Source organism: Ancylobacter sp. SL191, assembly GCF_026625645.1.
Classification (GTDB): Bacteria; Pseudomonadota; Alphaproteobacteria; order Rhizobiales; family Xanthobacteraceae; genus Ancylobacter.
In genome coordinates this window covers 25,190-50,558 of record NZ_CP113056.1, presented here as the reverse complement: position 1 = coordinate 50,558, position 25,369 = coordinate 25,190, and the positions used below count along the sequence as shown (strand labels likewise).

Annotated in this window: 23 protein-coding genes and 1 tRNA gene; 6 read left to right on the top strand and 18 right to left on the bottom strand. The window is 63.2% G+C overall.

The window, feature by feature from the left end; translation table 11 throughout:
- Positions 1 to 7 precede the first annotated feature (7 nt).
- Positions 8 to 229, top strand: coding sequence for a hypothetical protein (locus OU996_RS00225; RefSeq protein ID WP_267583678.1), 222 nt, complete (start codon positions 8 to 10; stop codon positions 227 to 229).
- A 27-nt stretch (positions 230 to 256) separates the two neighbouring features.
- Here the strand turns inward: OU996_RS00225 and OU996_RS00220 are convergent, their stop codons facing one another.
- Positions 257 to 1,732 carry a methyl-accepting chemotaxis protein gene (locus OU996_RS00220; RefSeq protein ID WP_267583677.1) on the bottom strand — a complete coding sequence of 492 codons (1,476 nt, stop codon included), beginning with the start codon at positions 1,730 to 1,732 and terminating at the stop codon, positions 257 to 259.
- 443 nt (positions 1,733 to 2,175) lie between these two features.
- Between OU996_RS00220 and OU996_RS00215 the strand changes: the two genes are divergently transcribed.
- Positions 2,176 to 2,487 (top strand): hypothetical protein, encoded by a 312-nt coding sequence (locus OU996_RS00215; RefSeq protein ID WP_267583676.1) that lies wholly within the window; start codon positions 2,176 to 2,178, stop codon positions 2,485 to 2,487.
- Between the two features lie 37 nt (positions 2,488 to 2,524).
- On the opposite strand, the gene OU996_RS00210 is transcribed toward OU996_RS00215, so the two are convergent.
- From OU996_RS00210 to OU996_RS00190, 6 genes are all read right to left on the bottom strand, one after another.
- Positions 2,525 to 2,773 (bottom strand): hypothetical protein, encoded by a 249-nt coding sequence (locus tag OU996_RS00210; protein WP_267583675.1) that lies wholly within the window; start codon positions 2,771 to 2,773, stop codon positions 2,525 to 2,527.
- Between the two features lie 288 nt (positions 2,774 to 3,061).
- On the bottom strand, positions 3,062 to 6,283 hold the full coding sequence (locus OU996_RS00205; RefSeq protein ID WP_267583674.1) for a TonB-dependent receptor domain-containing protein: 3,222 nt from the start codon (positions 6,281 to 6,283) through the stop codon (positions 3,062 to 3,064).
- 372 nt (positions 6,284 to 6,655) lie between these two features.
- The gene (locus OU996_RS00200; protein WP_267583673.1) at positions 6,656 to 7,585 is read right to left on the bottom strand and encodes a FecR family protein; all 930 of its coding nucleotides are present in this window, start codon (positions 7,583 to 7,585) and stop codon (positions 6,656 to 6,658) included.
- A 120-nt stretch (positions 7,586 to 7,705) separates the two neighbouring features.
- On the bottom strand, positions 7,706 to 8,209 hold the full coding sequence (locus tag OU996_RS00195) for an RNA polymerase sigma factor (protein ID WP_267583672.1): 504 nt from the start codon (positions 8,207 to 8,209) through the stop codon (positions 7,706 to 7,708).
- 402 nt (positions 8,210 to 8,611) lie between these two features.
- Positions 8,612 to 8,830 carry a DUF6538 domain-containing protein gene (locus OU996_RS21360; protein WP_420712663.1) on the bottom strand — a complete coding sequence of 73 codons (219 nt, stop codon included), beginning with the start codon at positions 8,828 to 8,830 and terminating at the stop codon, positions 8,612 to 8,614.
- Positions 8,831 to 8,913: 83 nt separating this feature from the next.
- Positions 8,914 to 8,988, bottom strand: a tRNA-Thr gene (locus OU996_RS00190).
- Between the two features lie 498 nt (positions 8,989 to 9,486).
- Between OU996_RS00190 and OU996_RS00185 the strand changes: the two genes are divergently transcribed.
- Both OU996_RS00185 and murA read left to right on the top strand, forming a co-directional pair.
- Positions 9,487 to 9,681, top strand: coding sequence for a hypothetical protein (locus OU996_RS00185; RefSeq protein ID WP_267583670.1), 195 nt, complete (start codon positions 9,487 to 9,489; stop codon positions 9,679 to 9,681).
- A 169-nt stretch (positions 9,682 to 9,850) separates the two neighbouring features.
- Positions 9,851 to 11,140, top strand: a complete 1,290-nt coding sequence (murA, locus tag OU996_RS00180) for a UDP-N-acetylglucosamine 1-carboxyvinyltransferase (RefSeq protein ID WP_267583668.1) — start codon at positions 9,851 to 9,853, stop codon at positions 11,138 to 11,140.
- 535 nt (positions 11,141 to 11,675) lie between these two features.
- On the opposite strand, the gene OU996_RS00175 is transcribed toward murA, so the two are convergent.
- The 8 genes from OU996_RS00175 to OU996_RS00140 form a co-directional block, all read right to left on the bottom strand.
- Positions 11,676 to 12,425 carry an amino acid ABC transporter ATP-binding protein gene (locus OU996_RS00175; RefSeq protein ID WP_324290715.1) on the bottom strand — a complete coding sequence of 250 codons (750 nt, stop codon included), beginning with the start codon at positions 12,423 to 12,425 and terminating at the stop codon, positions 11,676 to 11,678.
- Positions 12,426 to 12,442: 17 nt separating this feature from the next.
- Entirely contained in the window at positions 12,443 to 13,126 is a 684-nt protein-coding gene (locus OU996_RS00170) for an amino acid ABC transporter permease (RefSeq protein ID WP_267583667.1), read from the bottom strand.
- A complete protein-coding gene (locus OU996_RS00165; RefSeq protein ID WP_267583666.1) occupies positions 13,123 to 13,791 on the bottom strand; it encodes an amino acid ABC transporter permease in 669 nt (222 codons plus the stop codon). Before OU996_RS00165 ends, OU996_RS00170 begins: the two co-directional genes overlap by 4 nt.
- A gap of 97 nt (positions 13,792 to 13,888) precedes the next feature.
- Positions 13,889 to 14,755, bottom strand: a complete 867-nt coding sequence (locus OU996_RS00160; protein ID WP_267583665.1) for a transporter substrate-binding domain-containing protein — start codon at positions 14,753 to 14,755, stop codon at positions 13,889 to 13,891.
- A gap of 66 nt (positions 14,756 to 14,821) precedes the next feature.
- Complete coding sequence (argH, locus tag OU996_RS00155) at positions 14,822 to 16,309, bottom strand: argininosuccinate lyase (RefSeq protein ID WP_267583664.1); 1,488 nt, start codon at positions 16,307 to 16,309, stop codon at positions 14,822 to 14,824.
- 27 nt (positions 16,310 to 16,336) lie between these two features.
- Positions 16,337 to 16,810: a GNAT family N-acetyltransferase gene (locus tag OU996_RS00150; protein WP_267583663.1), complete on the bottom strand. Its 474-nt coding sequence runs from the start codon at positions 16,808 to 16,810 to the stop codon at positions 16,337 to 16,339.
- Positions 16,807 to 18,324, bottom strand: coding sequence for an aldehyde dehydrogenase (locus tag OU996_RS00145; RefSeq protein ID WP_267583661.1), 1,518 nt, complete (start codon positions 18,322 to 18,324; stop codon positions 16,807 to 16,809). Before OU996_RS00145 ends, OU996_RS00150 begins: the two co-directional genes overlap by 4 nt.
- 22 nt (positions 18,325 to 18,346) lie before the next feature.
- Positions 18,347 to 19,657, bottom strand: coding sequence for an NAD(P)/FAD-dependent oxidoreductase (locus OU996_RS00140; RefSeq protein WP_267583660.1), 1,311 nt, complete (start codon positions 19,655 to 19,657; stop codon positions 18,347 to 18,349).
- A 123-nt stretch (positions 19,658 to 19,780) separates the two neighbouring features.
- Between OU996_RS00140 and OU996_RS00135 the strand changes: the two genes are divergently transcribed.
- Positions 19,781 to 20,974, top strand: a complete 1,194-nt coding sequence (locus OU996_RS00135) for a GNAT family N-acetyltransferase (protein WP_267583659.1) — start codon at positions 19,781 to 19,783, stop codon at positions 20,972 to 20,974.
- Between the two features lie 105 nt (positions 20,975 to 21,079).
- A complete protein-coding gene (locus OU996_RS00130; RefSeq protein ID WP_267583658.1) occupies positions 21,080 to 22,294 on the top strand; it encodes a M20 aminoacylase family protein in 1,215 nt (404 codons plus the stop codon).
- Between the two features lie 141 nt (positions 22,295 to 22,435).
- Here the strand turns inward: OU996_RS00130 and OU996_RS00125 are convergent, their stop codons facing one another.
- Genes OU996_RS00125 through OU996_RS00115 form a run of 3 tightly spaced genes read right to left on the bottom strand, consistent with a single transcriptional unit; the run spans position 22,436 to position 25,339 of the window.
- Complete coding sequence (locus tag OU996_RS00125; protein WP_267583657.1) at positions 22,436 to 23,101, bottom strand: hypothetical protein; 666 nt, start codon at positions 23,099 to 23,101, stop codon at positions 22,436 to 22,438.
- A 41-nt stretch (positions 23,102 to 23,142) separates the two neighbouring features.
- The gene (locus tag OU996_RS00120) at positions 23,143 to 24,240 is read right to left on the bottom strand and encodes an ABC transporter ATP-binding protein (RefSeq protein ID WP_267583656.1); all 1,098 of its coding nucleotides are present in this window, start codon (positions 24,238 to 24,240) and stop codon (positions 23,143 to 23,145) included.
- Positions 24,241 to 24,268: 28 nt separating this feature from the next.
- Complete coding sequence (locus OU996_RS00115) at positions 24,269 to 25,339, bottom strand: extracellular solute-binding protein (protein ID WP_267583655.1); 1,071 nt, start codon at positions 25,337 to 25,339, stop codon at positions 24,269 to 24,271.
- Positions 25,340 to 25,369: the final 30 nt, after the last annotated feature.

Genomic DNA, 25,369 nt, shown 5'->3' with positions numbered 1-25,369 from the left:
GACCACCATGAACATCTGCACCAGCGACCGGACCATCTGCGACCTCTTGAAGGAAGTGGCCAAGGACGACCGCAAGCACGCGCTGACCATCAAGTTGCGCAGCGGCGAGCTGATCACCGCCTACGGCCCCATCGAGGTCGCCGACCGCTTCATGCTCTGCCGGCTGCATGACGGCAATTACCAGGGCAGCCAGCTCATCTCGCTCGACACGGTCGAATTCATCCGCTGAGCCGTGCTCGCCCGGCCTCTGCCGTGCTCAGGCGATGTTGCGCGCGGCCTTGCGCAGCTCCTGCGTCGCGCTCTCGACATGCTGTGTCGAGCTGGCGATGGCGCTCATATTGCGGGTGATGGTGGCGACGCCCTCGGCGGCGATCTGCATGCTGTGCGACATGTCGCGCGCCACCGCTGACTGCTCCTCCACGGCGCCGGCAATGCCGGTCGAGATTTCGTTGATGTCGCCGATACGCCGGGCGATCGCCGCGAGCGCGGTCACGGTCTCGTGCGTGCAGCGCTGCACCGCCGCGATCTGCGTGGTGATCTCGCCGGTCGCCTGCGCGGTCTGGCTGGCGAGATCTTTCACCTCGGTGGCGACCACGCTGAAGCCGCGCCCCGCTTCGCCCGCGCGCGCCGCCTCGATGGTGGCGTTGAGCGCCAGAAGATTGGTTTGGGCGGCGATCCGGTTGATCAGGTCGACGATGTTGCCGATGCGCTGGGCGGCGTCGGCAAGGCCGGCCACCACCGCATTGGTGCGTTCGCCCTCGGTCACCGCGTCGCGGGAAATGTCGAGTGCGATGTTCACCTGACGGCTGATTTCCTCCACTGACGCGGAAAGCTCCTCCGCCCCCGAGGCCACCGCATTGACGCTGGTGGAGGTTTGAGTGGTCGCCTCGACCGCGCTCGCGGCCTGCCGGGTGGTGTCGCTGATCTCGCGCGAAATGCTCTCGATATCGGTGCTGATCGTGGTCTGCGCGCTCTCGCGCCGACGCCGCTCGAGCACCTGCGCGGTGGTGTCGGAGGCGAACTTCACGACTTTGGTGAGCCGGCCGGCCGGATCGTAGACCGGGTTGTAGGATGCCTGGATCCAGACCTCGCGCCCGCCCTTGCCAATACGGCGGAACTCGCCCGCCTGGAACTCGCCACGGCCCAGCTGCGCCCAGAACTGGCGGTAGGCCGGGCTGTCCCGCTCCTCGGGAGCGACAAACATGGCGTGCTGGCGCCCACATATCTCGTCGAGCGTATAGCCGAGAGCGTTGAGAAAATTGGCGTTGGCCGTCAGCACATGGCCATCCGGCGTGAACTCGATGATCGCCTGTGACTTACCGACCGCCTTGAGCAGGCTACCATATTCCGCCTGAATGAGCTTCTGCTGCGTCACATCAGCGGCGAACTTGACCACCTTGACCACCTTGCCGCCGACGACGATCGGGTTGTAGGTCGCCTGGATGAAGATCGGCCGGCCATCCTTGGCCACGCGCTGGAACTCGGCGGATTTGTGCTGGCCAGCCCGCAACTCGTCCCAGAAGCGCCGGTACTCGGCGCCGTCGGCCTCGTCGGGGCGGACGAACCGCGCATGCGGCTGATTCACGATCTCGTCGAGCGTGTAGCCCATCACCGAGAGAAAATTGGCATTGGCGTGGAGGACGCGGCCCTCTGGCGTGAATTCGATAACGGCGAGCGAGCGGTCGAGCGCATCAAGCGTGTGCTGGGCGTCGCGACGGGAAAACAGGCGCATGCAGGAATCTCCACCCGCCGTCTCCGCGCGGCAGATGGAGACGGTGTAGGAAGGCAGGCTTGCGTCGGGATTGCGTGGGGAGCGCGATTTTCCCCCCGCGCAATTCCCTCCTCTGGCCGGAGTGACAGGCCCTCGGCGCGTTGGCGGTGTCGACGTAGTGCGAGGCCCGGATGCTGCGATGCCGATATCCATCTGCCGACGTTCATGTACCGACATGGACGTGCCGATGCGCCGGTTCGGGCAGGGCGGTGTGGACGAGGCGACCGTCGCCCTCTCGCTGCCAAGCGAGGGCGGCCCGGTCTTCAGCCGTCCTCGTGCGGCGTGCTACGTCGCCCTTCCGCTACGCCACTTGTGATTGTTCTCCGTCGCCCCGCAGGGGCACAGTTCTCCCGCTGCGGGTCTTCCAGCAAGGCCGGGCAATCTTATTGCTGATGAGGTGCACGATGCGCGCGATTCCCCTCCTGTCCACCGCGGCCTGTCTGGCTCTTGGTGTGAGCCTTATCCCGCTGGTCCCCGCCGCCGCCCAGTCCCGCCCGGATTCGCTGCGCCTCACCTGCGCCGCCACGAGCGCGCTGGTGCGTCAGCAGGGCGCCGTGGTCATCGGCACCGGCCCGAACATCTATGACCGCTATGTCAGCAACCAGAGCTACTGCGCCGCCGACCAGACCACCGCCCCCGCCTGGCTGCAGACCGCCGACCAGAACCAGTGCTTCATCGGCTACCACTGTCGCGAACGCCTGCTCCGCGAGCGGTGAGGGTGCGCGGCTAAGCGAGGCGCGCCCGGTTCGGAGCCTAGGCGGGCTCCAGCACCCCGTCCGGCACCTGACCAAAGGATGCGATCAGCACCGGCGGATCGGCATCGCCACTCTCGGGCTCGACATCGGTCGAGAACGCAATGGCGCCCAGCTTCACGAGACTCATGCGCTCGGCGATGCGGGCCGCATCGGCGGCATTGCGGACCTCCATCGGCAGACCCGCCTTTATCGCGCCGCGCTTGCCGGCCACGAAGGGCTGGACGACATAGAAGGTCTTCTTGGGCATGGCCAACTCCTGCGTTGCGGCACTCTGACGCCAGCCAAGTGAACAAAGCAAGAACCATCAATGTCGCGTCGAGAAATTTCCGCCGTCGGCAACGGAAGGGACCGGTGCGCAGCATTGCCGCAACCCAGCTGCGACCGCTCCCGATGAGCGTCGCCGGGGAGGACAGCGTGCCGGTTGTTCAAGCGCCTGCCCGCGACGCTGCTCGATGGCGGGACGTGGCCGGCACCCGCCGCCTCGGGCCTGTCCGCGTGGCCAGAAGCGGCGGGTGCCATGGGAGTACCGCCGGCCTCAGAAGCGGTAGTTCAGGCCGATCTTGATCATCTGCAGATTGGCGGAGTTTGAGGCGTCGCGGCCATTGGCGACCTCCGATGTGCCGCCAAGCTTTTCGTAGATCGGCTTGTCGATGATCTGGCAGAAGATACCGCCGCGCGAGGCACAATAGCCCGCGTGCCGAACCTCCTTGTAGGTCCCGACGACTTTGCTTGTTGTGTAGGACTTGGTGACGCCGGAGCGAGCATTTTTGAAATTGAAGCTTTCTGCGCCGAAGCCCGTGAACATATATTCAAGCTTCAGCGACCAGTTGTCGGCGATGGCATATTCCATGCCGGCGCCAGCCGCGTAGCCGGTACGCACATTGCTCGCCGTCTCGGAGAAGAAGCGTTCGGTGTAGGAGCCATCCGGCAGGTAGCTATAAACGGAATCGGACCTGTACTGCGTGCGCGTCTCCGTCTCCTTCATGAAGGCGACGCCGGCGGTGGCGTAGAGGAACGTCCGGTCCCAGGCATAGCCCGCGCGGGCGCGGATGGTCGCGAGCCAGTCCACGTCATATACGGTATGCGCCTGCAGCATCTGGCGACTGCTGAGATAGCTCGATTCGATGGCGAGCGCGTCCTGAGCGGTCTGTATGCCGGTCCAGGAGAAGTCGCCCTCGACGCCGAGCACGAGCCCGTTGGAGAACTGGTAGTTGAAGCCGATCTGGCCGCCCGCCAGCATGTTGGCGAGATCCTGATCCGCCGATTCCGACAGGGTGACGGGTGTCGCCGTCCCGTCCGCCGCCGTGGTGGTGCCGGTGATGCTGCCAATGCCATAACCGAACTGTGCGCCGGCGTAGAAGCCGGTCCATGGCATGTTCCGCGCGCTGGCCGGGCGACCGAAGGGGCGCCACGGCGTGGTATCGGCGCCACCCAGCTTGGCGGTGAGGCTGCCGCGGATCACCCGGCCCGGCGCCGGCATGTCGGTATTGTTCAGCGCGTCGACATAATAGGTGTCGAACAGGTTCTGCACGCTCACATCGAAGGTGAGGATGTCGTTGATCTTCCACTGGCCGAACAGGTCGACCACCGTATAGGGCGCCCACAGCGTCGTGACCCACTGATAGGTCGGGTCTTTCACGACCGGCGCCAAGCGGTCTCCCACATAGGTCAGCCGCCCGCCCACAGTGACGCGGTCGTCCAGAAAGCGCGCGCCTGCGGTGATGGAGGCGGTGAACTTGGGCGGAATCTGGTTGGTGAGGTAATCCGCCTGCAGCGTGTAGTCCGTGCAGGCGCCGTCCTTCAGGCAGGACTCGAAGCCGGTATAGTAATTGAACCCGACATCGACAAAGGCGAAACCGGCATCGTAGCCGCCGGAAATTTCGACGCCCTGGAAGCGTACATAGTCGTAGTTGAAGAACGTCATCCGGTTGGCGCTGAACTGGCGGCCGATATAGTCATCTGTTGTGTTGTCGAAATAGGCCAGCTTTAGTCGCGCCAGGTCTCCCGGCCGGAAAATGTCGTTCCTGAGAAGATTGGTGCCGACTTCCCAATTGCTCGCCGTTTCCGCGACAAGGTCCGGATTGAAGTTCTGCTCGCCGCGCGTATAGCTCACCTCGCGCACGCTCGGGGGGCGGATGCCGCTCTGATACTGCACATAGAGCTGCCAACCCGGCAGCGGGGTGACGGTGACGCTGGCGCTCGGGCTCACCCCCTGGCCGGAATAGCCCGTGAAGTCCGGCCCGGTATTGGTCCAGGGCTCCTTGCCGGTGAATTGCGTGTTGTAGGTGAGATATTCGACGCCCGTCTCGAGTGCGAGCCATGACAGGGGCTCCCACTTCACCTTCCCGAACAGGGTGCCGATCTGCTGATCGCTATTGGCGGGCATCGCCCAGCCGGCCATCCACGCGTCGTAGGATTGGAGCGGACGCGCCGACTGCATCGTGTAGGAGCCGCCATAGCGCAGCGCGACCGGCGTATCGGCGACGGCGAAGCGCGAGACATTCTCCAGATTGACGCCGAAATTGCGGGATTGCTGCTCGATCTCGCCGATGGTGCCAGACAGCGCGTAGATGTTCGTCTCGTCCACGCTGGACACATAGCTATTCAACCGGAAGTCGATCAGGTCGTTGTCATAGGGCTTGAAGTGATAGCGTGCCGTGGCCTGATTCACGTTCACCGAGCTGAGCGGTAATTGCCAGGTGACGTTGTTGCCGCTGGCGATGGCCGAGGGAGACACCTCGCCGAACGCGTTGCCGTAATAGAGATAGGCCAGTTCCAGCTCGTGCCCGTCCGCCGGGCGCAGGACCGTCTTCAGAAGGCCCGAAGTCACGTCTTCCGAGGTGTTGAACACCTGCTGGCCGTAGCCATAATTAGAGAGGCGCTCCTGCTGGCCGTCCTGGTTCGCGATGGTGAGGTCGCCTTCGGTGCCAGCCGAGTAATTGCCGTTGGTGCGCCGTACATAGGCCGCGATGACATCGACATTCGTCGTTGTGACAGCCGCGGCGAGGCTGCCCGTCCTGTTCTCGGCGCCGCCCGTGGCGAGATCGGCATCCGTCTGCCCGATCACGGGTCCCGTACCATTGGTGTTCAGCCCGATGCGCGCACGTACGCCATAGGTGTCGCCCGGCTTCAATATGTCGGCGATACCCAGTGTCTCCATGGCGATGGTGCCGCCGATGGCCCCGCCCACGGAACCGTCCGGGCCCTTGGTGACGGTGATGCCTGAGATGAGGTCCGGGTCGACATAGGTGCGGTTGTCGACACCGGCGTAGCCGCGATAGGTCGAGGTGGACTGCTGCGAGCCGTCAATGGTGGTGGCGATCCGGTTCATGCCCTGGAGACCGCGAATATTCGGGTCGATGGAGGCGCCGTTATTGCTGGAGCCCGAGATGACACCCGGCGTGCCCTGGAAGATCGAGCCGGCCGTCAGGCCGGGGAAACGTTCCAGTTCCTGACCGGAAATGAAGTTGGTCGAGCCCGGCGTCTCGAAGGGGAGATTGGCTGCATTGCTGCCGCCGACTTCGATCGTGTCGAGCACCAGCGAGCCGTCTTCAGCGAGGGAGCCATCGACCGTCGTGCTCGACTCCGAAATGATCACAGCATTGCCACTGATGCGATAGGTCAGCCCCGCGCCCGTGAGAATGCGCGCGAGGGCCTCCTCCCGCGTCAGGCGACCACGAGCGCCCGGCGAGGTCTTTTCACGAACGAGGGTCGCATCGAAGAAAAGCTCGGAGCCGGTCGCTTTCGAGAACGCCACCAGTGCCCTCGACAGGGGCTGGGCGGGAATATCGTAGGCTGTCGCTTCGATGGAGGCTGGGGGCGGGGACGACTGCGCATGGGCAGCCGACATGTGCGCGGAAGGAGCCGCGAGGGCCGTCGTCATCATCAGAAGCAGCAGGAGCGGGGATTTTTGTCCCGACCTGATGGTTGGCTGACGGGATCCGATTGTATCCGGGATCAGCTCTAATGATTGTCCGGCCTGCATAAGCCCATCCCGTGTCTGGCACCCGTGATGGAAGGGGTGCTGTGCTCACATGAGGGCGGTGTCACGGGCCCTCACAGTGCTAGACACGTGGGCAAGCCGATCTAATGATCGGGTCGACGGCCTTTTCCAAAAAAACGCTGATCCTCACTTCGGATAAACGAAGGCCAGATAACCATAGGCATTCAGCACCTGCACCGGCAGGGTTTCGGCAATGACCTGAAGGGCCTTGTCAGTGTGCCGGGTATTGAAAACCGCCGTTACCGGGATGTCCCCGAGCGCACTGTCCATCAGCACGATGCGGCCTTGTCGGTAGCGCTCGAGCTCGGTCAGAACCTGACGAAGCGGCACGTCCTCGACGATGATGCGGTCCTGCCGCCAAGCCTCTACCGCGGCAAGATCGGCGCGGACCGGCGACCGCATGCCATCGCTTCCGTAGCTGAGTTGCCAGCCGGCCTCGAGCACGACGGGTGGGCAGTGAGCCGCTTGAATCTTCACGGAATGTTCGATGACGGTGACGACGATCTGATCCGTCGCAACCTTGACGTCGAACTCCGTGCCGAGCGCCTGGATCGTGCCCCCATCGGCCTGAACGACGAAAGGCCGGGAGGGTTCTGCCGCCACGCGGAAAAAGGCCTGCCCGCGATGCAGGACGAGCCGGCGCTGCTCCGGCGTGAAATCGAGGGACAAGGCGGAATAGCTGCCGAGCTCGACCGTGCTGCCATCAGGTAGCCTGACAGTGATCCGTTCGGCCGCTCCGGTTGAGTAGTCGGCGAACGCACCCGGCCGCGTGAGCATGTAGAATGCCGGGGCGGCGACGAGCATGGCCAGTCCGCCCAGCAACGCGCTGCGGCGACCGATACGCCCCGCCCGATGCAGGCGGTCATATTCCGGCTTCACGATCTCGAAGCGATCCCACAGGGCGCGCGCGCGATCATAGGCGGCGACATGCGATGGATCGGCCGCCAGCCACTCCTCAAAGGCTGTGCGTTGGGCGTCGCCGATCTCTTCATCCTTCATCAGGACGAACCATTCCAGCGCTTCCAGATAGGCCGGATCGGTCGCGTAATCCTGCATGTTCACTCGGTGCGTGCCTCGGATGCTCCCGGAACGGCCAAGACCGGCAGCGCTCCGACGGAATACCCCTCTCTTCTCTTAGACACGTGAGAGGCGCAAATGAATGATGGATGGGAGCGTTTATCTTACCGGAATGCGGCGATCGAGTTCCGCCATCGCGGCAACAACCTGTGAGATCACGGTGTTGCGGGAGATCCCCATATGCGCCGCGATCTCATCGTAGGACAGGCCGGAAATCCGGTTGAGAACGAAGGCCTGCCGGCGGCGGGCCGGTAACTGGGCGATGGCTTCGAGCAACCGGCGCAACTCGCTGCGGTAAAGCGCGGCCATCTCCGGTGACGGCCGGGCATCGGCTATATGCTCGATTTCGACGCCCGAGATCTCGATCTTGGCACGCCACCGCGCGTCGCGCAGATGGTTGAGGGCCAGGTTGCGCACCGCCTGTGTCATATAGGCGGAGCTTTCAGGCACCGTCTCCGTGCTCTTCCCCAGCAGATTGGCAAATGCCTGCTGGACGAGATCGTCAGCAGTGGCCGGATTGCCGACAAGACGGCGCACGAAAGTGCGAAGCCGGCCGTGCTCAGCCTCGTACAGCTTTGCCATGTTGAAGGTACGGGCGTTCATGAAATGTCGCGCAACCTGAGAGATGTGGAGCGCCCTCACGCGCTCCAATGGCGGCGCATTCTTAGGTTCAGCAAAAATATCCTGCAATCACAATGATTTGGATCATTTCTAGGTTGTGGGGAAAGATACGGCGCTCGGGATGGACTTGCGACGGCTTAGCCCTTGATTCAATTGGACGCGCCTTTGCAGCCGATTGGCTCGATGAAGATTCAAGCCTGAACTTGTCAGGAAACGATAGCGGAGCCGGCGTCACATTCCTGCAACAGGACTCATCGCGGAGCCGCAGGACTAACGGCACAGACGGGCACAGGTGCATACTGCCAGTCATGCATGCCGGGCGAGCGCAGGCGGCTTCTGTGCCGTGTCCCGCCTAGATCCGCACACGCTCGACCTCGTCGAGCATCACCTCATCCGACCGCCGATCATAAAACTGCGTGGTGCGCGTGGACGAGTGGCGCCGGCGAGCTTCTTGAGGGCCGTGCGGCGGTCTGGCCCTAGCGATGAGCGCAGCTCCGACTTGCCATCCATGAAGGGGCGGAGGTCTTTCGGGACAACCAGTCGGGCGAAGAATCGTCCCTTGCGGTTGAGAAGATGCCGGACCTTCGCAGCGATCCGCGCCACCTGATTTGTTACACGTTTTGTAACATCAGAATGGACATGAACCCTTGCGGGTCAAGCCTTTTAGCGATTTCAAGGGGTTAGGCTGGTGCTGCGAGAGAGGATTGAACTCTCGACCTCTCCCTTACCAAGGGAGTGCTCTACCACTGAGCTACCGCAGCATCGGTGCGTGGCGGGTGTGCCGCCGAAGCGGGGGGACGTTTGCCACAGTGTGCCGGCCGGCGCAAGCGTCGCGGCGGGGATTCCCCAAGCTTGACGCAAGGCGCGTCGTCGTCGCGAGCTGAAGGCATCGCGAACCGCGCGCGGCGTGCCTCTGGGCCGGCCCATGGGTCCCGGCTCTGACCGGGGTGCGGCCGGCCATCCTCCCGGCGCATGGCCCGCACGGACGGCTGGCATGCCTCGCGCGCGAGAAGGCGTGCGGATCGGGCCCTTTCTCCTGGCTGCGGTCGGCGCTATGGCTGGCGGCGCGGGGACGGCGGGACTGGGCGTCGCCCGCGATATTATGGCCCGCTATGTCCTCGGCAGGCCCGCCGGCTGTCACCCCGCGCGGCGGCCCCTGAGGCAAGCCGGTGTGGCAGGTTGAGCGGCCCCACGCCGTGGGGTCGAGGCGAAGGCCGGGAGGTTCGATCCATGAAGGGGCACCTGATGAGGCGCAATCCATGAGCCAGCCGGATGATGCCGCGCGCGCGGCGCGCCTTGCGGCGGCGCTGCGGGAAAATCTGAAGCGCCGCAAGGCGCAGTCGAAGGGCCGCGCCGCCCCTCCGGCTCCGGCCGGGGCGCAGGACCATGCGGGCGACGAGGCCCGCGCGTCCTCTTCCGTTACCGCCGGCTCCTCCGAGGAGAGCGGTGGCTGATACCGTCCGTTGTGCGGCCTCGCCACTCGCGCTAGACCCTTTGGGAAATGTAGCCGGCGTCGGCGCCACGAATCGGCCTCATCGGCCGGCCATGTCGCCCGGACCGTCGCCAACGCGGCCCGCAGGGCGGGCGCGCCGTCCTTCCGGGCGCTAAGGAGAACTGACCTTCATGGACCGCATCCGCATCGTCGGCGGCAACCCGCTCAACGGCACCATCCCGATCTCCGGCGCCAAGAACGCCGCTTTGCCGCTGATGATCGCCGGCCTGCTCACCGACGAGAAGCTGGTGCTGGAGAATGTGCCGCGCCTCGCCGATGTCGCGCTGCTCCAGCGCATCCTCGGCAATCACGGCATCGACATCACGGTGAACGGCAAGCGGCGCGGCGACGATGCCTATGCCGGCCAGACCATGGAGATCGACGCCCGCGTCATCGTCGACACCACCGCGCCCTATGAGCTGGTCTCAAAAATGCGCGCGAGCTTCTGGGTCATCGGCCCGCTGCTGGCGCGCATGGGACAGGCCAAGGTCTCCCTGCCCGGCGGCTGCGCCATCGGCACCCGCCCGGTCGATTTCCACCTCGACGCGCTGCGCGCGCTGGGCGCCGAGATCGAGATCGAGGCCGGTTATGTGCTGGCCCGCGCCCCCAAGGGGCTGAAGGGCGCGCGCATCGATTTCCCGAAGGTTTCGGTCGGCGCCACCCACACCGCGCTCATGGCGGCGAGCCTTGCGGATGGCGAGACCATCATCGAGAACGCCGCGCGCGAGCCGGAAATCGTCGATGTCGCAGACTGCATCAACGCCATGGGCGGGCGCATCGAGGGGCAGGGCACCTCGACAATCCGCATTGTCGGCGTGCCGCGCCTCAAGGGCGCGCGCCATTCCGTGCTGCCGGACCGCATCGAGACCGGCACCTATGCCATGGCGGTGGCGATGACCGGTGGCGATGTGCTTCTTGCCGGCGCCCGCGCCGACCTTCTGGAATCGGCGCTCGACACGCTGCGTCAGGCCGGCGCCGAGGTGACGGTGTCGAATGAGGGGCTGCGGGTGAAGCGCAACGGCGCGGGCATCTCGCCGGTCGAGGTCTCGACCGCCCCCTATCCGGGTTTCCCGACCGACCTTCAGGCGCAGCTCATGGCGCTGACGACGCGGGCGCGCGGCACCTCGAAGATCACCGAGACGATCTTTGAGAACCGCTTCATGCATGTGCAGGAACTGGCCCGCCTCGGCGCGCGCATCCATCTCGACGGCGAGACCGCGACCATTGAGGGCGTGGAGAAGCTCACCGGCGCCCCGGTCATGGCGACGGATCTGCGCGCCTCGGTGTCGCTGGTCATCGGCGCGCTGGCGGCCGAGGGCGAGAGCATGATCCACCGCGTCTACCACCTCGACCGCGGCTTTGAGCGGCTGGAGGAAAAGCTCTCCACCTGCGGCGCCCAGATCGAGCGCATCGCCGGCTGAGGGGGCGGGGGGCGTCCGGCTCTCAGCGGCCGTCCTCCACACAGAGCACCGTCATCCCCGGGCATGTCTCGACCGATTCCGACACATGCTTCGAAGCGAAAATTAAGGCCGTTCTGGCGAGGCTGGATGGCGGGTAGTGCTCTGATCCCCGACACCCGTCACGCCTGCCTCAACCTCAACAACGATGCCTGCGGCATCAGTGTCCAGCACTGCGGGCAGCTCCAATAGAATTAACTGGGCGCATAGACCTGGACGGCAGTAATATTAAAGTGACTAACTGTGAAGTTTCGATATCGATGAGAATATATCTGGCTCAGAAATCAGAATAGGTCGGATAAGTGGCTTTTCTGCCTGAAGATGGCATGATAGCTGCGACAGAAGAGGTCATGACGAGACGGCCGCGGTGCAACTACACGCCGGCTTTCAAGGCGAAGGTGATGGCACGGGCGATTGTCAAGGACGAGTGGATGCGGATGATCTGACGTAGTCGTTTGATGTCCATCCCATAATTTTAAATCGCTCATCATCCATTTTGCTATTTATGTGTTGCGATAAACCGACGCGCGCGTTCAGATTTTGGTTGCGTAAAAAAGACGTCCGGTGCGCTTTCTTCGATAACGTAACCGAGATCCATATAGACGATCCTGTGAGCGCAGCGTCGAGCGAACCCGGTTTCATGCGTGACAATAATCGAGGTCAAGCCTTCCGAGGTCAGGTCCTGTATGATCGCCAGCACCTCTCCCACAGTCTCGGGATCAAGTGCCGAGGTGGGTTCATCGAACAGCATCACTTCCGGCGACATCATCATTGCTCGGACGATGGCGACACGCTGTTGCTGCCCACCAGACAGCTGAGCCGGATAAGACATAGCCTTGTCCTTCAACCCCACTCGGTCCAGCAAGGCTAGAGCCCGGGCCTCCGCCTGATCGCGCGTCATCAGGCCTTCGCGTACAGGGGCAAAGCTCAGGTTTCGTAGAGCAGTCATATGGGGGAACAGCGCATAGTTCTGAAAGACCATACCTATGCGACGCCGCACTGATCGCCATTCCACCTCCGTTAAGCGTCCGATATCTTGGTTGTTGAAAGATATGCAGCCCTGCTGAATGTGCTCAAGCCCATTCAGGCACCGGATGAATGTACTCTTTCCCGAGCCCGATGATCCCATGATTACAACGCGTTCACCCTTGGTGATCGAGAAATTTATTTCGTTTAATACCTTTATGCTTCCGTAGTATTTTACGAGATCGATCGTGCGGAGAATGGGTGCTGACTGCTCTTGCGTCATGTACATGCCTTCCTGGTTCATAGACGTTGAGCTGACTGCGCCGAACCGTATCGTCGCTCAAGTGCTGAAATGCCGGCTGACATGAGCAGGCCGGCGACGTAATAAACAAGAAGAATGAAACCGTAAATTGTCAGACCTGGTGCCCCACCCTGATAGTAAGATGCGCGGTCGATCACGATTTGCGCGCTTTTTAGCAATTCAACGACACCGACCAAAGCAGCGAGCGAGGTCGAGTGCATGAGAATGTTGCACAGGCCGGCATAGGCGGGGATCACCGGCAGGATTGCTTGAGGTAGAATGATCGACGTGAAGATCACATGAGGAGCGAGGCCGAGTGAGCGCGCGCTCTCGAATTGGTGATGGGAGACCGCGTTGATGCCGCCCCGCACGATCTCCGCGCCGTTGGCGCCGCCCCAGAGTGACAGGGCGAGGATCGTCGCTGCCAATGGCCCCAGTTGCAAGCCGAAGACCGGGGCACCGAAGAAGATGAAGAACAGGCTGACCACCTGCGGCACGTCGCGAAAGAACTCGATGATTAGACGCACAGGCACCCGGATCATTGCGGTCCGGAGCGCCGCAAGTGGCCCACAGAAGAGAGCTATAGTCGAGGCGAAGAAAACACTGGCGACGAAAATGATCAGCGCGGTGAAGCCGGCATGCAGGAAAAACGAGCCATTCAGCGTGATGAGCGATAGGTTCACCGGCGATACCCCCGCTCCAGATGTCGCTCGAGACCCGCCATCGCAGCGGAAAACCCAAGTACGATTGCCAGATAGCCAATGAGAAGCGCGACGAAATTTTCGATGGCTCGATAATTTTCAGCGATATTGTCCATGGCGATGAAAGTAAGCTCGGGAACGCCGATCGCACTGAGCAGAGCGGAGTTCTTGATTGTCGACACCATCGTGTTCATCATGGCCGGCACAACGGTGCGCGTCGCGACCGGCACTACAATGAAGATGAACGCGTTGACTGGCCGCAGGCCGAGCGCGCGCATCGTTTCGGTTAGATGAGGTGACAGTCCGTCAATGGCGCCGCGCAGATTGGCAACCTGATACGCTGTAGCCCATAGCGTCAACACGATGACGCCTGAGGTGACAGAATTGGCGCGGATGCCAATCTCCGGCATGCCAAAATAGAAAAAGAATATCTGCACGAGCAATGGCGTATTTCGGATCAAAGAAACGTAGAATTTTATTAAATCTTTTATTATTGAAATTCGACAATAGAGGCAAGATATAAGTAGATAGGAAAATACGACGGAAAGTCCATTGCAGACTAGAGAAAGAAAAATGGTCATTTCAAATCCCTTTACGAATAAGGGAATGATCGACCAGAAATACGTCCAGTCCAGTGAAGCGCTCATCGTGTCACACCTGTCGGATTGAGCGGCCAGCAGCCCCTGGGACGGTTCTGCAGCAGAACGGACGGCGCGCACGCCGTCCGCAGAACTGAAGGAATGATCACGGGTACGGCAGCACGCTGTTCTGATCGGAAGAGCCGTCAGGCGGAAGCGTTGTGTAGCTGTGGATGCGTTCTTCTCTTTCGGCTTCGCCCGAATAGTGTTCAACAGCGGCGCGATAGGTGCCGTCCTGCTTGCCTTTGCTCACCATGGCGCTGATGAACTCGCGCATCGCCGTATCACCGCGACGGACGGCGGGCGCCGACCAGCCAACCTGGAACAGGAAGTCAGCAACAGTCAGCCGCGGGTCTTTGCTTGCCGCCGCGACAAGTACATGGTCGTCCTGGGTGACGCCGTCGCCACGCCCCTGTCGCAGCGATTGGATCGCATCGTTGATGCTGTCATACTTGATAAGCTTGATATCCGGATAGTTCTTCTCAAGGAACGTTACTTGCCAGGCGCCCTTGTTGGTCAGCAGCGTCTTGCCTTTCAGTTCGTCGAGCGACTTCACCTCTTCACCGGTGCGCACGAGTATGCCCGAGGCGCCCCAATTGGTGGAGGTGGCGAAGTCCACCGTCTGCTTGCGCTCCTCCGTCACGCCCATGGTCGCGAACAGCACGTCCACCTTTCCCGAGGCGAGCATCTGCACGCGCGTCGCCGCGGTTACGCAGGTAAATACAGCCTTATTAGGATCCCCGAACGCATAGTCGGCGATATGACGGGCCATGTCGATGTCGATACCGGCCGGCTGACCGGTCTCGTCGAGAAAGCCGGCAGGTGGGCTGTCGCACTTTACGCCGACCCGCAGTTCTCCCGTCTGCTTCAGCGAAACGGGAACAACGATATCTTCGGACCAGGCGCCTTCCGTCAATCCCACGGTCGTCAACACGGCATAAGTCAGCAGGTAAAGCAAACGCGTCTTCGTCATAGCTATCCCTCTTTGTTGTTGGCGGTCGTTCGGTATTGTCGGGGCACTGCCTCGTTGGAGCGCTCTTCAGGCGATCATCGCGGCGACTGCGGCGTCCAGCGTGGCGTCGGCGGATGTGAGCCGGGTGCGGGCATCGTCAAGCCAGGCCAGATCGATCCGCAGCGACATATGGGCGTCGTCGATCGCCGAACGGACGGAGTCGGGGGCGGGCATGCCCTTGCCCTTGCGGCGGGCCACGTTCTGGACCGGATCTAGCGCGTCGGCGATGTCGCTGGCGCTAACCTCGATGGCCTGACCGATCTGCGCCATCGCCGCTTCCTGCACCAGATCGAGACCGATCTGATTGGCCTTGATGCCGCGATCGATGGCTGCCATCACCACGCGGGCGACAATTTCATGCGCCTCGCGGTAGTCGATGCCGACTTGGCGTACCAACATGTCGGACAGGTCCGTCATGGTGGCGTAATTCTCGGCGGCATAGCGCAGCATCTGCTCCCTGTTGGGGTGCAGCGTGCGTACGACGCCGGTCATGGCATGGGTCGCGGCAATCATCGCGTCGAGCGAGCGCGGTTCCAGTTCGACCCGTGCGGCGCTGTACTGATATTCGATGCCGTTCAGCGACGTGAGAATGCCGACCAACGGCCCCATTGCCGCGAAAGCCGCCTTTCGGCTTCGTTCGAGCGAGTCGGGATTTTTCTTCTGCGGCATGATGCTGCTTGTGCCGGCAAAGGAAGAATCGAGATCCGCCATCTGATATTCATCGCTGCTCCATAGCTGAATTTCAGACGCCAGACGGCTCAGCCCACTGAGAAAGACAGCATTGTCGAAGGCGAATTCCGCCACATGATCCCAGCCCGCCACACCTTCGATGCTGTTGACGACCAGTCCGTCGAAACCGAGCAACGCGGCCGTGCGGTCGCGATCGAGCGGCCAGCCGGTCCCGGCCGTGGCGGCGGCGCCGAGTGGGCACTGGTTGATGCGGGGATAGAGTTCGCGAAACCGATCGAGGCTCTTACCGAGGCTTTCGCTGATCGCCATCAGATAATGGCCGAGGGTGATCGGCTGCGCCTGCTTGCGCTGAGTGTAGACGACCATGACGGTATCGAGATGGTCCGCCGCCTTGCTGACAACGGCGGTGCGCAGGCCGATGACCGCCTCAATCGTCCGCAGCAGCTGGTCGCGCAGGAACATTCGGTTGCCGGCATTGGCGAGGTCGTTGCGGCTGCGGCCAATATGCATCTTGCCCGCGACCGAGCCGATCTCGCGCTTCAGGGCTGCCTCGTAAGGCAGATAGGTGCGCAACGAGGCGTCGGTGCGGGCGCGCTCGTCTGCGGCTGCCAGTCCGTTCAGGATGCGGTCAGCCTCTTCGCGGGTCAGGATTTCCTGCTCCGCAAGCATCACCACATGCGCGCGATGTATCTTGCTATCATAGGGAAAGACAGCGCTGGTCAAGCTCAGCGCGGCCGCATCGAAATCGTAGAGTTCCTGGAATTCCGGCGCCTTGGCACCGCTCGCGCGACCGATACGGGTCGCGTCGGGCAATTGAGCACTCATCAGGGGTTTTCCCTTGCTGGAAATTGTTCAGACGGATTGGCCGGAGCGGCGCTCGAGATGGACCGCGTAAGGTCCGAACCCCATACGGGCCCAGAACGCCTGCCCTTTTGGATTGCTGTGCAAGACTTCGAGCAGGATGCGCGCGCCTGCCGGGAAGCGCTCGGCCATCAAAAGCTCGAACGCCCGGCGTCCAACACCCGCGCCTCTCGCCTCTTGCGCTATGAAGAACTGGCGGAGATAGATGCGTTGCCCGGAGGGTTCGGCAATGTCCTCCTCCCACCGCCAGGTGGCGAACCCGGCAATGCAGCCGGCTTGTTCGATCAGGTCGATCCGCCAGTCGGCGCTGGCGAGAAATCCTCGTGCACGCTCCTCGAGTTGGTCGAGCGTCATTGGGTTGCGATGGCCCTCATCCAGGATGAGGGCGCGATTCATACGGGCGATGAGCGGCAGATCGGCGGGCTCGGCGGGTCGCAGGGTCGGGGAAGATGCAGAAAGCGTCATGCGGCAGCTTCCTGTATCGAGATCCAGGTAGTCTTGAGATCGAGATATTTCTCGAAGGCGTGTAGCGAGAGATCGCGCCCATTGCCGGACTGCTTCACACCGCCGAACGGCGTGCGCAGATCGACGTTGTCGACCGCATTCACGCTCACGCTGCCGACGTGCAGGGCCCGCGACATCCGCACCGCGCGGTCGAGGTTCTGCGTCCACACGGAGGCCCCGAGGCCATATTGGGAGGCGTTAGCCATCTGCACCACCTCCGCCTCTTCACGGAAGGACAGGACCGACAGCACAGGACCAAAGATTTCTTCGGTCGCGATCACCGAGCGCGAATCCACGTTTGTAAAAATGGTCGGCGCGATAAAGCAGCCGCCCGTATCGGTGAGCACGCGGGTGCCACCGCACAGGAGTTCAGCCTCGTTTCTGCCCTTGTCGATGTAGGAGAGGACACGCCCCGTCTGCTCCTCGCTCACCATGGCCCCCATGCCGGAAGCCAAATCGAGCGGATTGCCCGGGCTGTAGGCCTTCGCTGCCTCCAGCAGCAGGGTGGTGAAATCGGCGCGGATGTCCTCATGGACGAACAGCCGTGACGTCGCCGAGCAGACCTCGCCCTGATTGAAGAAAATGCCGGCCGCGGCCGCTTGCGCTGCAGCGTTGAGGTCACGGGCATCGGGAAATACGATGAAGGCGCTTTTGCCCCCGCATTCGAGCCAGATCCGTTTCATGTTGGATTGACTAGAATAGCTAAGAAACCGCTTTCCGATCTCCGTGGAGCCGGTGAAACCTACACAGTCAATGCCGGGGTGCAGGCCGATCGGTGCACCCACCTCGGGACCGAAACCCGGCAGAACATTGAAGACGCCCGGAGGAATGCCCGCTTCGGCAGCGAGGCCTGCGAGAAACAGGGCGCTCAGCGGCGACTGTTCCGCGGGCTTCAGGATGACGCTGTTTCCCGCAGCCAATGCCGGGGCGCATTTCCAGGAGGCCATCTTGAGGGGAAAATTCCACGGCACCACCGCGCCGACCACGCCGACCGGCTCGCGCGTGATGGTCGCGAGAGCGCCGGACCCGACCGGAACCGCCTCGTCGAGCAGCTTGTCGCACGCTTCACCGAAGAAACGGAACACTGCGGCGGAGCCGGGAATGTCGAGAGTGGCCGAGTCGCGGATCAGCTTGCCCGTGTCCAGCGTTTCCAGGACGGCGAGCTCGTCGCGATGCTCCTCGACGAGATCGGCAAGCCGGAGCAGGGCGCCCCGGCGGATGGCTGGATCACAGCGTGACCATCGGCCCGCTTCGAAACTGTTGCGGGCCGCCGCCACCGCACGGTCGACATCAGCCTGGCCGCAAGCGGCGACATGACCGAGAATCTCGCCCGTTGCGGGGTTAACACAGTCAAAAACCTGGCCATCGGCAGCGTTCGCATAGTCGCCATTGATGAAGGCCCGGGTCTCCAACCGGACTTCGCGCGCGGCGTCCGTCCAGTATGCGTGCCGTCGGGGAGAAGGATGTGCAGTCATGATGTCTCCGTCCAATCCTCGATCACAGACCGGCCTGTGTGCGATCGAGCCAATCCATGAAGCCGAAGGCGCCCGCCGCCAGTGGCACGTACCAGGGCCAGCCGCCCGCATTGGGCAGCCGAGTGAACGGCAAGCGCTCGAAGACGGTCGGCGTCGTGCGCTCGCCCAGCATCCGTTCAACAGCCAGTCGGCCGAGCCAGGGCATGATCGCCGCGCCGCTGCCATTGCAGCCGACGGCGAACCAGCCCCCCTCGTGCTGGCCGATATGCTGGAGATGGCTGCGCGTCATCGCCACCGCGCCGGTCCAGGCATGGCTGATCCGCACCTCAGCCAGCTCCGGCCATACGCGCGTCAGGTAGCGATGCAGAAGGCGCGCAGCCGTCTCGGGATCCCCGGGAGACAGTCCCGGCCGCGCGCCGAACAAAATTCGGGTTCCATCCGGCGTGGGCCTGAAATACCAGAGGTTGCGCTTGCTATCGGAGAACATGCGGCGCCCCGGCATCAGTGCGTCCACCATGCCGGGCGCTAGCGGCGCCGTGGCGAGCATGTAGGAGCCCACGGACGCTAGGCGGCGGCGCACGCTTGGGAGCGAGCCGTCCGTATAGGCATTGGTGGCGAACAGCACTTCGCGGGCCCGCATGTCGCCGGCGCTGGTGCGCACGCGATACCCATTCCCTTCGCGCCGAACGGATTTCACGGCGGTCTGGGACCGCAGAATGGCGCCGCGCCGCGCCACGTCCCGCGCGAGAGCCATGGCGAAACGAGCGGGGTGCAGCCCACCAAATTCTTCGACGAGAAGGCCACCATGATAGTGGGACGAGGCTATCTCAGCACTGAGATCTTGCCGTCCGAGAACACGGGTCGTCAGGCCCCCCGTCTCAGACAGCCGGCGGGCTAGCTCCCCAAAGCGCCGCATATGCTGCGGCACTGCCGCCAGGAACAGGCGCCCCGAGGCCTGGAATACGCCCTCCATGTCGAGGGACGACGCAAGCGCGCGGACATGCCCGAACGCCTCGGCGTGAGCGCTCGTCAGGTCGCTCAGCACATCGGAATCCAGCCCCGCCGATGCACCGGTGATCAGAAATTTCTGCCCGCTCGAAACCATCGCGCCGCTGCGCGAACTGGCCCCTCCGGCAATGGCCTGGGAGTCAAGGACTACTGGCCGGATCCCCAACTCAAGCGCCCGGCGCGCGGCCCCGAGACCACAAAAGCCTGCGCCGACGATCAAGAGCTCCGCCTCGTCGGGCAGGCTCGCCGTCACGTGGAACGGCGCCGCATCCTCCCACCAATAGGGTGCGACCTTGAAATCATCTGCGAAAATGTCGCCGGACATGCCTGCTGCCACGAAACGCCTCGGGAATGGGGTGAGCCAACACCTCGTGCGTAATATTGTCAACAATAAAATGTATTGAACAATCCTCGTCGGTCCCTATGATCGGGCGTCAGGGGAGATGTGATGGAAAAGATGAGCCATGCTGACGCGCCATCGCCGGTGAAGCGGCGCACGTTGGTCGAGACCGTGACGGAGGAAATCTCCCAGATCATTCTCAACGGTGAATTGCGGCCAGGCGATAAGTTGAAGGAGGTGGAGATCGCCGAGCGGCTGGGTGTCAGCCGGGGACCGGTTCGCGAAGCGTCGCGGCGTCTTCAGGAGACGGGACTGCTCACGGGACACCCGTTCCGCGGTTCGTTCGTGCGCAAGCTCAGCCAGCGGGAAGTGGCGGATATCTACACGTTGAGGGCCGTGCTGGAGTGCACGGCCGCCGAGGAAGCCATCCGCCTCATCGAACCCGCCGATTTCGCCGCCGTTGAAGCCGCGCTGCATGAGACGGAAACGGCGGCCATGTCCAACGCACCCGGGCGAATGATCGAGGCCGATGTCGCGTTTCACGCCGCCTTATGCGCATCCGGCCACAATGAGCGCATCACGGACATGTTTACACGGCTAGCGACCGAGTTGCGCCTCGTGCACCTGATGATGCACCCGGACCCTGAGCAACTTCATGCCGCCGCACGCGGTCATGCCGCCATCTTCAACGCGCTCCGCCTGCGGAGTCCGGAGCGGCTGCTTGCGATTCTCAAATCGCATATCTTCGATGAGCGAGACATTGTTCTGCAGTATCTCGGTCCTCATGGCGACAGCCTACCCAAGCGGGTACCCCTTGAGACTAAGAGCGAACCGCAGGTGTCGAGCTTTGCCGGCAAGGTGGTGTTGCGGCCGCATATGCACAGCGATTTCCCGCTGCTTGCGCGGATGAATCGAGAGCTTGCCGACGACGAAGGTCACCGCAATCCTATGACCATACAGGATATGGAGGATCGTTTCCGACGCTTCGTGGACGAGGAGGGTTGGAGCGTCGACCTGTTTCTGCTGGACAGCGAAGTAGTCGGCTACGCCACCCACCGGCGCGAGCCGGAACCTTCCGCGGTCAACGCCGAACGTGTGTTCCTTCGGCAATTCTACATAGCGCGACACTACCGCCGCCACGGACTGGGGCAAGCCGCCTTCGACGCCTTGACCGCGGCGCGTTTCAAGCCGGGAGATCGCGTCATCTTGGAGGCGATCGAGAACAACCCCGGCGGGCGGGTCTTCTGGCTGCGCGTGGGCTTCACGCCCTACAGCGCCATTCTCGAGCATTTCGTGAAATAGCCAGCCTCTATGCCGCGCGGCCGACGACCCGGATGCTCGCGCACTGCAAGCCCCGCCCCTTGATGGACTGACGCTCCTGCCGGCGGTCGGCCCCATAGGATCTTCATGACCAACTCAGCCGAACATACAACCCAAGATGCCAGACGTTTCCTGAAGGAACGGGCGGCGCATCATCGGTCTTGGCGCCATCATCTGCACGCTCATCCGGAGATAGCGTTTCAGGAGCACGAGACCGCGACCTTCCTTCGCGAGCATCTTGCCGCCATGGGGCTCGACCTCCTGGAGGGGATAGGAGGCACCGGCCTGGTGGCAACGCTGGAAGGGCGCCGGCCGGGACGCTGCATCGGCCTGCGTGCCGACATGGACGCGCTGCCCATTACCGAAGCCGATGCCACATTGCCCCATACGTCCCAGCGACCGGGTATGATGCACGCCTGCGGGCATGACGGGCATATGGCTATGCTGCTCGCGGCGGCCGAGTATCTCTCCGGCTCGCGTGATTTTGCCGGCAGCATCCGCTTCATCTTTCAGCCGGCCGAGGAGGCCGAAGGGGGCGGCCGGCGCATGGTCGAGGAGGGGCTGTTCCGCCTGGCCCCTGTCGATGCCGTGTTCGGCCTTCACAACTGGCCGTCCCTGCCGCTCGGCCAAGTGGCGGTGCAGCCTGGACCGATGATGGCCTCAATGGATCTCTTCCAGATTTCCCTTCACGCACGGGGCGTCCATGCCGCGCTGCCCCATCTGGGAACGGATGCGATTGTGGCAGCGGGTACATTGATTGCCTCGTTGCAAACGATCGTCAGCCGGACCAACAATCCGCATGAGCCGCTCGTGGTCTCCCTGACCCAGATACATGGCGGAAACTCGCTCAATGCCCTGCCCGATACCGTGGAACTCCACGGGACGGTACGCACCTTCTCGGAGGCGGCGCGCGAACTCGTGCCCCGGCGTATGCGGGAGATCACGGCCGGCATCGCAATGAGCCACGATATTGCGATCGACGTCGCGTTTACGCCCGGATACCCCACGACGTTCAACCACACGGAATCCGCGCATTTCGCCGCGCAGATCGGCGACAACCTTGCCAATGCGCCCGCCCTTCGCGCGTTCGCGCCGAGCATGGCGTCAGAGGACTTCGCCTTCATGCTGCGGGAGCGTCCCGGGGCCTATGCCTGGATCGGCAACGGCCAGTCTACGCCGCTGCACAGCCCATACTTCGACTTCAACGATGAGCTCATTCCGCTCGGCGCCCTGTACTGGATCAAACTGGCGACCGCCTTTCTCAGACGTGGTCTTCAGGAGCCGTCTTCTTCCGTAACGTAATGTATATGAGATCATCCGCGCGCAAACTCGACAGAGGCCGCTCGGTCCATAGAGACAGGCCCGCATCGTATTCGAGATGCGGGTGGCCACCCATGCGGCAATCGGCGGGAATGGTGGACCGCCAACGACCAGAGGCATTCGTTATGGCCGCTCCAAAGATGCTGCGTCTTTGGCGAACACATAAGGCAGCGCGGTCAGTATCCCCAACGCTGCCGAGTCCAGCACTGGAATGCCCAGACGTTCACCTAAGCCTGCGGAAAGTTCGTGGCCCGCGAGATTGGTGCTCCAGATCAACACGGCATCGAGATCCGCGGCTGCGGTGAGGCGCATGACCTGGGCCTCGATTTCCTCCGGGATGACACGAGCGGCTTGGAAGTTATCGGTAATGCCGAAATTGTGCCCCGCCAGTATGTCGATACCCTCCTGCGCAAAGGTCTGCTTGAGGCGCGCGCCATCCCGATCGCTGCCCTGCGCGACCAGCCCGATCCGCCGCAGGTTGCGACTTCTCAGCAGATCGACGGTGGCGAGAGCTGTCGTCGCGCAGGGAATACCCATTTCGCCTTCGATGGCCGCGCAGAGCTGGCGGTCCGGCTCGAAGCCGATCAGGGCGCCGCGTGTGGCATTCCAAACGATGACGTCAGGGTGCGCCTCCGCGAGCAGCAGCGCCGCCCGCCGGAATGCGGCCATGTCGTAGCCATCGGGCGGATGACCCGCATAGGGAACGCGGGCAAAGCACGCGTCGATGTGCGGTCCGTCGTTGAGAATGGAGCGGGCCACGCGTTCGACGACGCGGTTCGACGATGGCACGATGACGCCTATTGCGTGGGGCGTGTCCGCGTGGAGGGCAGTCACTGTTCTCGTACCACAAGCGTGCGCGCCTGCGACCAGCGCGCGGTCCAGATCTCGCCGGTCTCGGGGCTTTTCATCTCCGCCTCCTCGATTGGCACCGAGACGACAAGTTCTTGCCCCGCGCCGATATCCATCCACACCGAGATGATCTGGCCCTTGAACAGGCTGCGCCGGATGGTGCCGGAGAGCGTGTTCGACGCTGCCGGGGCCTCGCCGGGAGCCAGCCTTACACTTTCGGGACGTATGGCGACCGCCACGCGATCCTGCGCGGTGAAGTCGTTGGGGACCGTGCTTTCGAACATCTGCCCGTGCGGGGTCTTCAGCAGCGTGCGTCCACCTGCCTTTTCGACGATATCGGCCGGCAGGAAGTTGGACGTGCCGATGAAGTCGGCAACGAAATGCGAGACCGGCCGCTCATAGATGGTCCGGGCCGGAGCCACCTGCTCGATGCGCCCGCCGCGCATCACCGCGATCTGGTCGGCGAGGATGAGCGCCTCCTCCTGGTCGTGGGTGACGAGGATGGTGGTGAGGCCGAGCTCGTTGCAGAGCTGGCGGAGCTCGATCTGCATCTCTTCACGCAGCTTCTTGTCGAGCGCGCCGAACGGCTCGTCGAGCAGCAGCACGCGCGGGCGGTAGACAATGGCGCGGGCCATCGCCACGCGCTGCTGCTGGCCGCCGGAAAGCGCGGCCGGCATCCGGTCCTCGAAGCCGCTCAGGCGGACGAGGGCGAGTGCTTGCCGCGCGCGCTCGGCGGTCTCCGCCCTGGAGACGCCACGCATGGCGAGGCCGAAGGCGACGTTCTCCAGAACGGTGAGATGCGGAAACAGCGCATAGTTCTGGAACAGCATGCCGAGATTCCGCCGATGCACCGGCAGGCCGGTGACCGACGCGCCATCAATGGTGATCTCGCCGGCCGAGGGCTGGACGAGCCCCGCGACCATACGCAGCGTCGTCGTCTTGCCGCAGCCTGATGGGCCGAGCAGCGCGAGAATTTCGCCCCCCGACGCCTTCAGATTGACGTCGCGGACCACCTGGACGTCGCCATAGAAGCGGCTGATCCCGGTAAGGCAGACGTCGGCGCTGCTGGATGTCGCCATCTCATTCCCTCCTGCTGGTCGCCCGATGTCAGACGGCGAAGATGCCGTTCAGCTTCTCGGTCCAGCTCGAGCGCCGGGCGTTGATGTACTCCCAGTCCGGCGTGAACAGGCCGCGCTTGTCCATCTCCTCGACGGGGTAGGCGATGTATTTCAGCGTCTCCTTGGAGAACTCGATGCCGGAGACCGGCGGCGCGGTGAGCGCATATTCGGAGAACGCCTTCTGCACGGCGGGCTCCAGCATGCGGTTCATGAAGGCGACCGCGAGATCCCTGTTCGGCCCGCCCTTCACCAGCACCTGGCAATTATTGCCGGCGAAGCTGCCCTCGCTGGGAAAGCTCATCGTCACCGGGGCGCCCTTGGCGGTGTAGGGGTAGATGTACTTCGAGAGTTCCAGCAGCCCGATCTCGGCCTGGCCCTGCGCCACTTCCGCGGCGGCCTGCGGGCCATTGTCGAACAGGTTCATGATGTTCGGCTTCAGCGCCGCGACCTTGTCGAAGCTGTCATCGACCAGGTACTGCGCCTCGGCAAACGGCTTGCCCGACTTCACGGCGGCCGCCACGATCAGGAAGAAGACCGACGGCGTGTTCTTCGGGCTGACCAGCTTCAGCTTGCCGGCATATTCCGGCTTCCAGAGGTCGGCATAGCTGCCGGGCGGCGTAATCGAGGTATTGTGGAACATGCTGGCCACCGAGATGGCGAGCGCCGTGCCCCAGCCATCGAACCCGAAGCGCGGATAGAGCTTGGCGAGCGCCGGCATGTCGGCGGTCGGCAGTTGCTCGATCAGACCCTCGCTCCTGCAGATCGGGATCGCGACGTCATCGATGAACATGACGGAAAATTTCGGGTTGGCCTTGGTTGCCCGCATCTTGCCGACATTGGCGAGGGTGAAGCCCTCTTCCGCCGTGACCTTGGCGCCGAAATCCTTCTCGAAAGCCGGGATGATGTTCTTTTTGACGAACTCGCCCTGCGAACCGCCCCAGATGCCGATCTGGATTTCCTTGCCCTGCGCCCAGCCATTGCGGACGAAGCCCATGGGGGCGGCGAGAGCGGTCGCGCCGAGCGCGAATTTGCCGAAGGTGCGTCGCGTAACGTTGGTCATGTGTTCCCCTGTTCTGGTTTTGCGTGCGGG

What these genes read in the sequence shown, in the direction of transcription:
- OU996_RS00145 (WP_267583661.1), bottom strand. Translation starts at nt 18,324, where the DNA reads ATGACTGCACATCCTTCTCCCCGACGGCACGCATACTGGACGGACGCC.
- OU996_RS00140 (WP_267583660.1), bottom strand. Translation starts at nt 19,657, where the DNA reads ATGTCCGGCGACATTTTCGCAGATGATTTCAAGGTCGCACCCTATTGG.
- OU996_RS00225 (WP_267583678.1), top strand. Translation starts at nt 8, where the DNA reads ATGAACATCTGCACCAGCGACCGGACCATCTGCGACCTCTTGAAGGAA.
- OU996_RS00220 (WP_267583677.1), bottom strand. Translation starts at nt 1,732, where the DNA reads ATGCGCCTGTTTTCCCGTCGCGACGCCCAGCACACGCTTGATGCGCTC.
- OU996_RS00200 (WP_267583673.1), bottom strand. Translation starts at nt 7,585, where the DNA reads ATGCAGGATTACGCGACCGATCCGGCCTATCTGGAAGCGCTGGAATGG.
- OU996_RS00210 (WP_267583675.1), bottom strand. Translation starts at nt 2,773, where the DNA reads ATGCCCAAGAAGACCTTCTATGTCGTCCAGCCCTTCGTGGCCGGCAAG.
- OU996_RS00160 (WP_267583665.1), bottom strand. Translation starts at nt 14,755, where the DNA reads ATGACGAAGACGCGTTTGCTTTACCTGCTGACTTATGCCGTGTTGACG.
- OU996_RS00130 (WP_267583658.1), top strand. Translation starts at nt 21,080, where the DNA reads ATGACCAACTCAGCCGAACATACAACCCAAGATGCCAGACGTTTCCTG.
- murA (WP_267583668.1), top strand. Translation starts at nt 9,851, where the DNA reads ATGGACCGCATCCGCATCGTCGGCGGCAACCCGCTCAACGGCACCATC.
- OU996_RS00195 (WP_267583672.1), bottom strand. Translation starts at nt 8,209, where the DNA reads ATGAACGCCCGTACCTTCAACATGGCAAAGCTGTACGAGGCTGAGCAC.
- OU996_RS00150 (WP_267583663.1), bottom strand. Translation starts at nt 16,810, where the DNA reads ATGACGCTTTCTGCATCTTCCCCGACCCTGCGACCCGCCGAGCCCGCC.
- OU996_RS00165 (WP_267583666.1), bottom strand. Translation starts at nt 13,791, where the DNA reads ATGAGCGCTTCACTGGACTGGACGTATTTCTGGTCGATCATTCCCTTA.
- argH (WP_267583664.1), bottom strand. Translation starts at nt 16,309, where the DNA reads ATGAGTGCTCAATTGCCCGACGCGACCCGTATCGGTCGCGCGAGCGGT.
- OU996_RS00135 (WP_267583659.1), top strand. Translation starts at nt 19,781, where the DNA reads ATGGAAAAGATGAGCCATGCTGACGCGCCATCGCCGGTGAAGCGGCGC.
- OU996_RS00175 (WP_324290715.1), bottom strand. Translation starts at nt 12,425, where the DNA reads ATGACGCAAGAGCAGTCAGCACCCATTCTCCGCACGATCGATCTCGTA.
- OU996_RS00120 (WP_267583656.1), bottom strand. Translation starts at nt 24,240, where the DNA reads ATGGCGACATCCAGCAGCGCCGACGTCTGCCTTACCGGGATCAGCCGC.
- OU996_RS00215 (WP_267583676.1), top strand. Translation starts at nt 2,176, where the DNA reads ATGCGCGCGATTCCCCTCCTGTCCACCGCGGCCTGTCTGGCTCTTGGT.
- OU996_RS00185 (WP_267583670.1), top strand. Translation starts at nt 9,487, where the DNA reads ATGAGCCAGCCGGATGATGCCGCGCGCGCGGCGCGCCTTGCGGCGGCG.
- OU996_RS00115 (WP_267583655.1), bottom strand. Translation starts at nt 25,339, where the DNA reads ATGACCAACGTTACGCGACGCACCTTCGGCAAATTCGCGCTCGGCGCG.